The 11,256-nt window shown below is 60.6% G+C and carries 10 protein-coding genes and 1 tRNA gene; 10 read left to right on the forward strand and 1 reads right to left on the reverse strand.

Annotation, left to right across the window (positions count from 1 at the left end; genetic code table 11):
- Positions 1–110 precede the first annotated feature (110 nt).
- The 10 genes from rseP (at position 111) to MB824_RS05010 (ending at position 10,917) form a co-directional block, all read left to right on the forward strand.
- Positions 111–1,466, forward strand: coding sequence for an RIP metalloprotease RseP (gene rseP, locus MB824_RS04965; RefSeq protein WP_238746461.1), 1,356 nt, complete (start codon positions 111–113; stop codon positions 1,464–1,466).
- A 4-nt stretch (positions 1,467–1,470) separates the two neighbouring features.
- On the forward strand, positions 1,471–3,987 hold the full coding sequence (gene bamA / locus MB824_RS04970) for an outer membrane protein assembly factor BamA (protein WP_238746462.1): 2,517 nt from the start codon (positions 1,471–1,473) through the stop codon (positions 3,985–3,987).
- Between the two features lie 13 nt (positions 3,988–4,000).
- Positions 4,001–4,510: an OmpH family outer membrane protein gene (locus MB824_RS04975; RefSeq protein ID WP_238746463.1), complete on the forward strand. Its 510-nt coding sequence runs from the start codon at positions 4,001–4,003 to the stop codon at positions 4,508–4,510.
- A gap of 385 nt (positions 4,511–4,895) precedes the next feature.
- Positions 4,896–5,936 (forward strand): UDP-3-O-(3-hydroxymyristoyl)glucosamine N-acyltransferase, encoded by a 1,041-nt coding sequence (lpxD, locus tag MB824_RS04980; RefSeq protein ID WP_238746464.1) that lies wholly within the window; start codon positions 4,896–4,898, stop codon positions 5,934–5,936.
- A gap of 96 nt (positions 5,937–6,032) precedes the next feature.
- Positions 6,033–6,500 carry a 3-hydroxyacyl-ACP dehydratase FabZ gene (fabZ, locus tag MB824_RS04985; protein ID WP_238746465.1) on the forward strand — a complete coding sequence of 156 codons (468 nt, stop codon included), beginning with the start codon at positions 6,033–6,035 and terminating at the stop codon, positions 6,498–6,500.
- Between the two features lie 99 nt (positions 6,501–6,599).
- Positions 6,600–7,229: a hypothetical protein gene (locus tag MB824_RS04990; RefSeq protein WP_238746467.1), complete on the forward strand. Its 630-nt coding sequence runs from the start codon at positions 6,600–6,602 to the stop codon at positions 7,227–7,229.
- 100 nt (positions 7,230–7,329) lie between these two features.
- A complete protein-coding gene (lpxA, locus tag MB824_RS04995; protein ID WP_238746469.1) occupies positions 7,330–8,106 on the forward strand; it encodes an acyl-ACP--UDP-N-acetylglucosamine O-acyltransferase in 777 nt (258 codons plus the stop codon).
- An 89-nt stretch (positions 8,107–8,195) separates the two neighbouring features.
- Positions 8,196–10,316 carry a M3 family metallopeptidase gene (locus MB824_RS05000; RefSeq protein WP_238746471.1) on the forward strand — a complete coding sequence of 707 codons (2,121 nt, stop codon included), beginning with the start codon at positions 8,196–8,198 and terminating at the stop codon, positions 10,314–10,316.
- Positions 10,317–10,418: 102 nt separating this feature from the next.
- On the forward strand, positions 10,419–10,706 hold the full coding sequence (locus MB824_RS05005) for a hypothetical protein (RefSeq protein ID WP_238746473.1): 288 nt from the start codon (positions 10,419–10,421) through the stop codon (positions 10,704–10,706).
- Positions 10,707–10,841: 135 nt separating this feature from the next.
- Positions 10,842–10,917: transfer RNA gene (locus MB824_RS05010), tRNA-Lys, on the forward strand.
- Between the two features lie 13 nt (positions 10,918–10,930).
- Here MB824_RS05010 and MB824_RS05015 read toward each other — a convergent pair.
- Positions 10,931–11,256: hypothetical protein (locus MB824_RS05015; RefSeq protein ID WP_238746475.1), on the reverse strand; the 326-nt coding region annotated here is incomplete at its 5' end.

Consider the following 11,256-nt stretch of genomic DNA (forward strand, 5'->3'; position numbering starts at 1 on the left):
TGGCGCACGCTTTCTTTCAGGCTGCCCCAAACGCAAAAAGCAGCCTGAAAACGAATTCACGGGCTTCTGCGAAGCGAAAACCGCCTTTTATCCTTAATTAAGGAAACGATTTGTCCTTTCTCCAAACTCTGGCAGCGTTTCTGTTTGCCATCCTGCTTCTCGTCAGCCTTCACGAGCTCGGACACCTGCTGGTGGCGCGCTGGTGCGGCATCAAAGTCAAGCGCTTTTCCGTCGGCTTCGGCAAGCCGTTTTTCACCCGCCGCTGGCGCGGCATCGAATGGTGTCTGGCGCCGTTTCCGCTGGGCGGCTATGTGAAAATGGTCGATACCCGCGAAGGCGAAGTCGCGCCGGAAGATCTGCCCTACGCTTTTGACAAACAGCACCCGCTCAAACGCATCGCCGTGGTGGCCGCCGGCCCGCTGACCAATCTGGCGCTGGCGGTGCTGCTCTACGCCTTAAGTTTCGGCCTGGGCGGCATTACCGTGGTGCAGCCCTATGTCGGCACCGTAAGCCAGCCTTCGGTGGCCGCCGGTGCCGGCTTTCAGAGCGGCGACCGTATCCTGACGGTAAACGGCGAAACCGTTGCCGATTTTGCCGACGCCAATATCCACATGGTGCTGAATTTGGACAGCGGCCCGGTGCGGGTGGCGGTGGAAACTGCCGACGGCAAGCGCACCGAGCGCGTAATCGATGCCGCCGGCACGCCGCAGGCCACTGCGGTAGCCAAACGGCAGACCGGCATCGGCCTGTCGCCCTTCCGTTCGCTGGAGAGCATCGGTTATGTCGAAGCCGGCGGCCCCGCCGCGCAGGCCGGCCTGAAAGAAGGCGACCGCATCGTGGCGGTGGACGGCGTGCCGACGCCGCATTGGGAAGACTGGAGCCGCATCGTGCGCGAAAACGCCGGCCGCAACCTGAATATCGACTACCAGCGCGGCGGCCAAACCCTGCACGCGGTACTGCGTCCGGCCAGCCACGAGTTGCCCGACAAAAGCCAGATTATCGGCCGCGTCGGCCTGGGTGCCGCCGAAGATGCTGCTTGGACGGCGAAAGTGCGCCAGCAGCAGCAAATCGGCTGGGGCGAAGCCTTTAAGCAAGGCAGCCTGAAAACCGCCAACTACAGCCTGCTCACGCTCCAATTCTTCGGCCGGCTGGTTACCGGCCAGGCTTCGGTCAGCCACATTTCCGGCCCGGTAACCATCGCCGACGTTGCCGGCCAGACCGCCAAAATCGGCTGGCAGGCCTATCTGGAGTTCCTCGCCGTCGTCAGCATCAGCCTCGGCGTGATGAACCTGCTGCCGGTGCCGGTATTGGACGGCGGCCATCTGGTTTACTATACTGCCGAACTTTTACGCGGCAGGCCGCTGAGCGAGCGCGTCCAAAACTGGGGGCTGCGCTTCGGTCTGGCCGTGATGCTGGCGATGATGGTGCTGGCTTTTTTCAACGACATCACCCGATTATTTGGATAGTAAGATGAGACTCAACAAAATTACCGCAACCCTGCTGGCACTTGGGCTGGCGCTGCCCGCTTGGGCGGACTTCCGCATTTCGGGATTTCGCATCGAAGGCGAACAGCATACCTCCGAAGCCACCGTGCGCTCGCTGCTGCCGGTAAAAGTGGGCGACACCTACACCGAACAGACCGGCGAAGACATCATCCGCCGCCTGCACGCCAGCGGTTTTTACGAAAACGTGCTGCTGGAACAAAACGGCGACATGCTGATCATCACCGTGAAAGAGCGGCCGATTATCAGCTCGATCAACGTTAAGGGCGCCAAAGTGCTGCCCAACGACGCCATTCTCAAACAGTTCGCCGGCGTGCGCGGCTCCAACAGCGGCCAGGACAGCGAGCTGGTTGATGCCAAAGAAAGCTACGAGCAAAAGCAAGAGCGCTTCAACCAGAGCGACAACAGCAAAAACCTGCAGGCGCTGGCTTCCACCGGCCTGGCCAAAGGCGACTTCTTCAGCCAGGAAGCCCTGATCCGCGCCCTGCGCGCGCTGGACGGCGCTTATAAAGAGCAGGGCAAAAACAACGTCAAAATCACGCCCGAAGTGCAGGAATTGGCGCGCAACCGCGTCGCCATCACCATCAATATCGAAGAAGGCGACACCACCCGCGTCAAAAAAATCGACTTTGAAGGCAACACCCACTTCTCCGACCGCCGCCTGCTGCGCCAAATCGGCCTGACCGACGGCACGATTTTGTCGTGGCTGACCAAAAGCAACGTGTTTTCGTGGGAAAAATTCAACCGCGACAAAGAACGCCTCGAGCGCTTCTACCACAAAAAAGGCTTCTTCGATTTCCGCGTGGACTATGAAGACGTCAGCCGCCAGCTGAGCGAAGACAAAAAACGCGAAACCCTGACCATCAAAGTGTACGAAGGCCAACCCTACTACTGGGGCAGCCTGAAAATCGCCGGCGACAGCAAAGAAGTGCCGCCGGAAAAACTGCAAAAACACCTGGAAAAATTCAAAACCGGCAAGCTGAGCAATTACGACCAGTTGCAAAGCGCGCTGGCCGCCATCCGCACCGATTTGCAGTCCGCCGGCTACGCCCGCGCCCAGGTTGATGCCGAAGCCGAGCGCCGCAGCGAAGGCGGCAAAGACTATGTCGATATCACCGTGCGCCTGAATCCGGGCAATCTAGTCGCCATCCGCGAAATCCACATCACCGGCAACACCAAAACCCGCGACGAAGTGGTGCGCCGCGAGCTGCGCCAAATGGAAGGCGCGACTTACGACCAGTCGAAAATCAACCGCTCCTCCGAGCGCCTGCGCCAGCTCGGCTATTTTGAAGACGTCGAAATCAGCGCCCGCAGCGTGCCGGAAAACGAGCAGCAGGCCGATTTGGAAGTGAAAGTAAACGAGCGCTCCACCGGCAGCCTGAACGCCTCGGCCGGCTGGTCGCAGGACGACGGCTTCGTGATTTCCGCCAGCGTGGCGCAGGACAACCTGTTCGGCACCGGCAAATCGCTCTCTGCCGGCGTGTCGCGCAGTAAAGTGCGCCAAAGCGCCAACCTGTCGTTCACCGAGCCCTACTTCACTCCCGACGGCGTGAGCATGACCTACAACCTGTTCGGCTCCAACTACGATGCCTCCAAACTACAGTACAGCGCCCGCAGCTACCGCATGACCCGCTACGGCGCCAGCGCCACCATGGGCATCCCGATTACCGAATACGACCGCCTCAACGTTGGTTTGGGCGTCGAGCACATGGGTGTCAAACTGTTCAACAACTCGCCCTACCGCTACCAGCGCTTTGTCGATCAGCACGGCAAAAACAACTGGATTTACAAAGGCCTGATCAGCTGGTACCGCAACACCACCGACGACGCCTACTGGCCGACAAAAGGCTACCAGGCCAACGTAACCGGCGAAGTCGCCCTGCCCGGCAGCGGCCTGAAGTACTACCAGTTCGGCCACCAGCAAACCTGGTACTTCCCGCTCTCGGACAGCTTCACGCTGATGCTCAACGGCCAGCTCGGCTACAGCGGCCACTACGGCAAAACCAAAGAAGTGCCGTTTATGTTCAACCAGACCGGCGGCGGCCTGGGCAGCGTGCGCGGCTTTGAAAACGGCTCGCTCGGCCCGAAAGTGTACGACTTCGACGTCAACGGCAACCGCAGCATCGAAAGCTACGGCGGCTCCTACGCCGTCAATGCCAACGCCGAACTGCTGTTCCCCTTCCCGGGCGTGAAAAACAGCCGCAGCGTCCGCCTGAGCCTGTTTGCCGATGCCGGCAGCGTGTGGGACGGCAAAACCTACACCCCGGGCGTTTACACCCCGTCCACGCCCTACGGCGCCGGCGGCTACTACGGCAACGCCAACCACAAATCCAGCTTCAAAGAAGAGCTGCGCTACTCCGTCGGCGCCGCCCTGACCTGGATTTCACCGATGGGTCCGATCAAACTGAGCTACGCCTACCCGCTGAAGAAAAAATCCACCGACCAGGTGCAGCGCTTCCAGTTCCAGCTCGGAACCGTGTTCTAACCTAGGAGTTTTTATGCAGACCACCCGTTTGGGCAGACTGCTGCTGGCGGCGCTGGCCGCCGGCGGCCTGATCGGCAGCGCACACGCCGATTTCAAAAAAGTCGGCTACGTTAACGCCACGCGGCTCTACAGCGAATCGCAAACCGCCAAAAAAATCGAAACCGGCCTGCAGCGCGAGTTCAGCCCGCAGCAGAAAAAGCTCGCCGCCCTGCAGGAAAAAGGCATGCGCCTGCAAAAACGGCTGGCATCGGGCAAGCTGAGCAAAGCCGAAGCCCGCAAGCTGGAAAGCCAGCTGGTGGAAACCGGCCGCCAGTACCGCGCCGCCTCCGCCGAGCTGACCGAAGAATACAACCTGCGCCGCAACGAAGAATTCGCCGCCCTGCAGCGCAAGGCCAACGAAATCATCTTCAACATCATCGAAACCGAGCACTACGATGCCATGCTCTCCGAAGTGATCTTTATCCGCGGCGAGTTCGACATTACCGACCGCGTCATCAAGCTGCTCGACGCGGAAATGCAGTAAACCCCGCCCAGGCAGCCTGAAAACCACTTCTGCTTTTCAGGCTGCCTGAACTGTGTCCGCCGCCCGCGCACAGGCAGCCTGAAAACAAGCGAATCCAAAGCAGCCTGCACAGCGTAGTTGCGAAGCCCGTAGGGTGCGCACCGCGCACCAAAACATACCCAAACCAAACAAATGGTGCGCAGTGCGCACCCTACCACCGTTTGGTTTTACCCAAGGCAGCCTGAAAACCATAAAGCTGCCCGCAAACACCGTTCCCCGTTTTCAGGCTGCCTGAAAAAGCCAAAGACAAAAAGCAGCCTGAAAGCCAACCGGAGCCGTCCGTAGGGTGCGCACCGCGCACCAAGCACCTGCCAAAGCAGCCTGAAAGCCAACCGGAGCCGTTTCCATGACCGCCTACACCCTTTCCCAAATCGCCGCCAAGCTCGGCGGCGAAGTACGCGGCGCCGATATCAGCGTCAGCGCCGTCGCCCCTGCCGCCCGTGCCGGTGCAGACGAGATTACCTTTCTCGCCAATCCCAAATACCGCCATGAAGTCGAAGCCAGCGCCGCCGGCGCGGTGATTGTCGGCGAAAACGCCGCCGACGGCTTTGCCGGCCGCAGCCTGATTGTCGCCCGCGATCCCTATCTCTACTTCGCGCAGGTGGCGCGGCTGTTCCATCCCGTTCAGGCTGCCCGCGCCGGCATGCATCCCACTGCTGTTGTCGAAGCGTCGGCCACCGTGCCCGCTTCCTGCGAAATCGGCGCCCATGCCTATATCGGCGCCGATACCGTGCTCGGCGAGCGCTGCCGCATCTTGGCCGGCGCGGTGGTCGAGCACGGCTGCACGCTCGGCGACGACACCGTGCTGCACCCCAATGCCGTGGTTTATTACGGCTGCACGCTGGGCGCGCGGGTGGAAATCCACAGCGGCGCGGTGATCGGCGCCGACGGCTTCGGCCTGGCATTTGCCGGCGATTCTTGGTTCAAAATTCCGCAAACCGGCGCGGTTACCCTGGGTGACGACGTCGAAATCGGTTCCAACACCAATATCGACCGCGGCGCTATGAGCGACACCACTGTCGGCCGCGGCACCAAAATCGACAACCAGGTGCAAATCGGCCACAACTGCCGCATCGGCGAGCACACCGTGATTGCCGCCAAAACCGGCATTTCCGGCAGCGTTACCGTCGGCAGCTACTGCGTGATCGGCGGCGGCGTCGGCACCGTCGGCCACATCGAAATCGCCGATAAAACCACCATCGGCGGCGGCACGTTGGTTACTCACAGCATCAGAGAAAGCGGCCTGCACATGGCCGGCATTTTCCCGATGCAGACCCACAAAGAATGGGCGCGCAATGCCGTGCACGTGCGCCGTTTGAGCGAAATGAGCAAACGGCTCAAAAAATTGGAACAGCAAATCGCCGCGCTGGCCGGCGATCAGCCCTAGTTTTCAGGCAGCCTGAAAACGGTTTTTGCCGCATGGGCGGCGCCCGCGCTTTCAGGCTGCCCCGTTTTCCCCATCCCCCGATTAAGGACCCCATCCATGGACATCCGTTTCCCCATCGAAGCCCGCGAGATTCAGGAACTCCTGCCGCACCGCTTTCCCTTTTTGCTGCTCGACCGCGTAACCACCGCCGAGCCGGGCAAATCGCTGAACGCCTTTAAAAACGTCAGCTTCAACGAGCAGTTTTTCCAAGGCCACTTCCCCGAATCGCCGGTCATGCCCGGCGTACTGATTGTCGAAGCGATGGCGCAGGCCTGCGGCGTGCTCGCCGTTTTGAGCCAAGGCAACACCAAACGCAACGAAGGCGAAATCACCCTGTTTGCCGGCCTGGACGACGTGCGCTTCAAACGCCAGGTCATCCCCGGCGACCGGCTGGACTTTGAAGTCGATCTGCTCGCCCACCGGCGCGGCATCGGCAAATTCCACGCCACCGCCAAAGTGAATGGCGAGCTCGCCTGCGAAGCCACCATCATGTGCGCCCAGCGCCAGGCCAAAGCCGCCGAATAAGCCGCCGGCCGGCTTTTCAGGCTGCCTGCCCGCCGAACACGGCAAAAGCAGCCTGAAAACCATCCCGCCGCCATTTCGTTTTCAGAACGGGAAACCACCATGAAACTTCTGCCCTGCGTACTCGCACTCACTGCCGCCGCTGTCCTTTCAGGCTGCGGTGCCGCTAAAAAATCCGAAACCGTCAGCCGCCAAGCCGCCTACCAGCCCGACACCCAGGCGCGCATCCGTCTTTACGGCGTTTCCGGCCGACAGCTTATCCGCCCCTACCGCGGCCAAAGCTGCGAGCAGTGGCGCGCCAAAGCCGGCGCCCGCGCCCACACCCGCTTTATCAACGGCCTGCCGCGCCGCGTACGCAACCTGAGCATCGGCATGCCCGCCAGCCGCCTGAGTCTGGCCGCCGACCACGACACCGGCATTATGAGCCGCGCCTCCTACCGCGAATTTATCGTTCCCGCCGGCAAACCGCTGGTGCTCGACGGCTCCTTCTCCTACCAGCTTCCCGCCGACCGCAGCATGGGCAGCCACGGCGGCGCCTGCCGCGTCGCCCTCAGCTTCACCCCCGAAGCCGGCCGCGACTACGAAGCCCATTTCACCGACTGCACTTTCACCGTGCTGCAACTGGCGCAAATGCCCGAAGCGCTGGCCGGCAAACCGGAAAACCCCGCCGCCCCGCGCGACGTATCGCCGGTAAACACCGAGTTCTGCCAGAAAGCGGCCACCGCGATTTAAGGCTGGCCGGCTTTTCAGGCTGCCTGCGCGCCGAACACGGCAAAAGCAGCCTGAAAGCCGCCGCCGCCCGATGCTCTTTGGGCAGCCTGAAAGGAAAACCATGACCCTGATCCACCCCACCGCCCTTATCGACCCCAAAGCCGAGCTGGATTCCAGCGTCAAAGTCGGCGCCTACACCGTTATCGGGCCGCACGTGAAAATCGGCGCGGGCAGCGAAATCGCCCACCACGTTTCCATCGAAGGCCACACCGAAATCGGCGAAAACAACCGCATTTTCCAATTCGCCAGCCTCGGCGCCGAGCCGCAGGACAAAAAATACAAAGGCGAGCCCACCCGCCTGATTATCGGCAAGGGCAACACCATCCGCGAATTCACCACCTTCAATCTCGGCACCGTAACCGGCATCGGCGAAACCCGCATCGGCGACGATAACTGGATTATGGCCTACTGCCACCTTGCCCACGACTGCGTGGTCGGCAGCCACACCATCTTCGCCAACAACGCCAGCCTGGCCGGCCATGTAGAAATCGGCGACTACGCCGTGCTCGGCGGCTACACGCTGGTTTTCCAGTTTTGCCGCATCGGCGATTACGCGATGACCGCCTTCGCCGCCGGCGTGCACAAAGACGTGCCGCCCTACTTTATGGCCGCCGGCTACCGCGCCGAACCGGCTGGGCTCAACAGCGAAGGCATGCGCCGCAACGGCTTTAGCGCCGAACAAATCGCCCGCGTGAAAGACGCCTACCGCCTGCTCTACCGCGACGGCCTGCCGCTGGACGAAGCCAAAGCGCAAATCGCCGCCGCCGCCGAAAACACCCCCGAATTGGCGGTGCTGCACCGCTTTCTTGCCGCCTCGCAGCGCGGCATCATCCGCTAAACCCCAACAACAACATCAGGCAGCCTGAAAGCGAAGTGGAATTGCGAAGCCGAAACCTTTTCAGGCTGCCTCAAACAAAGGAAATCCCCATGCAAAGACGCTGTTTTCTCCAACTGGGTCTGTTCGGCGCGGCCGCCGCTCTGCTGCCGACCCGCCTGTTCGCCGCATCCGACGCTTTAAAGCTGCCCGCCGAGCTGCAAAACAACCCGCTGCTCACTTTCGACAAACTGCCCGATTTTGCCGCCATCCGCCCCGAACACATCGTGCCGGCGGTGGATTTTCTGCTGCAAAAAAGCCGCGAAACGGTGGAAGCAGTCAGCAGGCAGCCTGAAATCTCGTGGGAAAACTTCTACCTGCCCCTGCAGGACATCGGCGCCAAACTGGATTACGCATGGGGCATCGCCGACCATCTCAACAGTATGGCCAGCTCCGACGAACTGCGCAAAGCCTACGAAAGCGCCGAAGGCAAACTCAGCGAATACGGCTCGTGGTACGGCCAGCACCAGGGGCTGTACCGCGCCTTTGAAAAATTGCGTACCCAGCCGGAATTTACCCGCTATTCCGACGCGCAAAAAGCGGCTATCGAACACGCGCTGCGCGATTTCAAACTCTCCGGCGTCGCCCTGCCGACGGCGAAGAAAAAACAGTTTGCCGACATCAGCCGCCGCCTGAGCGAGTTGCAGACGAAGTTCGGCAACAACGTGCTCGATTCGGTCAAGCACTGGGAAAAAACCATCAGCGACAAAGCCGATGTGGACGGCCTGCCCGAGCATGCACTCGCCGCTGCCGCCGAATCGGCCAAAAGCAAGGAGCAAAGCGGCTACCGCTTCACGCTGGACTACGCCCCCTACGCCGCCATCATGACCTACTGCCGCAACCGCAGCCTGCGCGCCGAGTTCTACCGCGCCTACGCCCGCCGCGCTGCTGGCGGCAAATGGGACAACACGCCGGTGATCAACGAAATTCTCAAGCTGCGGCTGCAAAAAGCGCGGCTGCTGGGCTACCGCAGCTACGCCGAATACGCGCTCGCCACCCGCATGGCCGAAACGCCGCAGCAGGTTTTGGGCTTTCTCAACGGCTTAAAGCAGCAAAGCCACAAACAGCTGCTCAAGGAAACCGACGAGCTGCGCCGCTACGCGCGCGAAACAGACGGCCTGCAAAAGCTCGAACCGTGGGACGTGGCCTATTACGCCGAAAAACAGAAAACCGAGCGCTACGCCGTCGATAAAGAAAGCCTGCGCCCGTATTTCCCGCTGGAAAAAGTGCTCTCCGGCCTGTTTGCCGTCGCCCAACGCCTGTACGGCATCAGCGTGCGCGAGAAAAAAGGCGTGCCGGTTTGGCATCCCGAAGTGCGCTTTTTTGAGATTTACGACGAAAACAAGCGCCACACCGCCTCGTTCTACCTCGACCTGTTCGCCCGCGAAAACAAACGCGGCGGCGCCTGGCAGTTCGGCTGGCAGAGCCGCTACAAACAGGCCGACGGCAGCCTGAAAAAACCGGTGTCCTTTATCGTCTGCAATTTTGGCAAGTCCGCCGGCGATACCGACCTGCTGCTGCACGACGAAGCCGTTACCCTGTTCCACGAATTCGGCCACGGCCTGCACCAGATGCTCAGCGTGATCGACGTGGCCGCCGTATCCGGCATCAACGGCGTGCCGTGGGATGCCGTCGAATTCCCCAGCCAGATGCTGGAAAACTGGATGTGGAACAAAGAAGTGCTGCCGCTGGTATCCGGCCACTACCAAAGCGGCGAAGCGCTGCCTGCCAAACTGATCGACGGCCTGATCGCCGCCAAACACTACCTCGCCGCCCGCACCCTCAGCCGTCAGCTCGAACTGGCGCTGACCGACTTCCGCCTCTACCACGAATACCGCGGCCAGGCCGGCCTGATCGACAAAATCCGCCGCGAAGTCCAAACCGGCTCGCCGCTGCCCGAACCGGACTGGGTACGCCGCACCCACTCCTTCAGCCACATTTTCAACGGCGGCTACGCCGCAGGCTATTACAGCTATCTGTGGGCGGAGGTGCTGGCGGCCGACGGCTACTCTTATTTTGAAGAACACGGCGTACTCAACCGCCAGGCCGGCGAACACTTCCTGAAAAACTTCCTCTCGCAAGGCGGCTCGCGCAATGTCGCCCAAATGTACCGGCACTTCCGCGGCCGCAACCCCGAAATCGGCGCCCTGCTCAAATCCTACGGCATCAGCTGACGCTTTCAGGCTGCCTGCATGCCAAGGCAGCCTGAAGGTTGGCACAACAATGGCTGTAATTAGGCGCATCCGCCATCCGCAAACCCGAATAAGGACGACACCATGATCAAACAGTTTGAAATCAACAACCACACCGCCAAACAGCTGCAAAACCACTTGGCCGAACGCGGCCTGACCCTTGCCGCCGCCATGGCCGACGAAACCGAAAACAAAGCGCTGGCCGCCGTTTTGCATGCCGGCTTCCCGATTTTGGTGCGCAAAATGTACAGCTTGGAAAAATTCGCCGCCTTCTTTTGGGAAAAACGCGAATTTCTCGAAAGCCACATCCAATCCCGCATCGACGCCGCGATAAAAGCCGCCGAAAAAGCCGCCGCCAAAAAGCAAAAATAAGCCCCGCCGGCCGCAGCTGGCCACCGCACGGAAAATAAATCCAATATTTTTCAAACCGGTGTTAAAAAAGCAGACAAAAACCCGCGCCAAGCATTGACAGCACAGCGTCTGCCTAACTATAATCTCGTTTTCTTTGGGTCGTTAGCTCAGCTGGTAGAGCAGCGGACTTTTAATCCGTTGGTCGAGCGTTCGAATCGCTCACGACCCACCAAAGTTTCAAAAGCTCAAACTTCCGTTTGAGCTTTTTTCTTATGCCTGCTCCAAAACGCCCAACGGCAGAAAATGACGATATTCGTCATGCTGCCCGCACCGCGCAAACCATCGGCAGCCTGAAAACCCATCGGAAAACCGGATACCCATATCCGGCCTGCGGGGTTTTCAGGCTGCCTTTGCAGGCAGCCTGAAATACGGAGAACAAGCCTAATCGTGCCGGCATTGCTCGTAGATTTTGTTTTGGGGATAGGTATCGTGTCCGGTTGGATACCAGCCTTTCTTGCGCACGCAGGCATCTTGCTCACTGTCTCCGCCGCCAATCGGGTCATAGCCGCAG

The sequence above is a fragment of the Kingella pumchi genome, assembly GCF_022288825.1.
GTDB classification, from domain to species: Bacteria; Pseudomonadota; Gammaproteobacteria; order Burkholderiales; family Neisseriaceae; genus Kingella_D; species Kingella_D pumchi.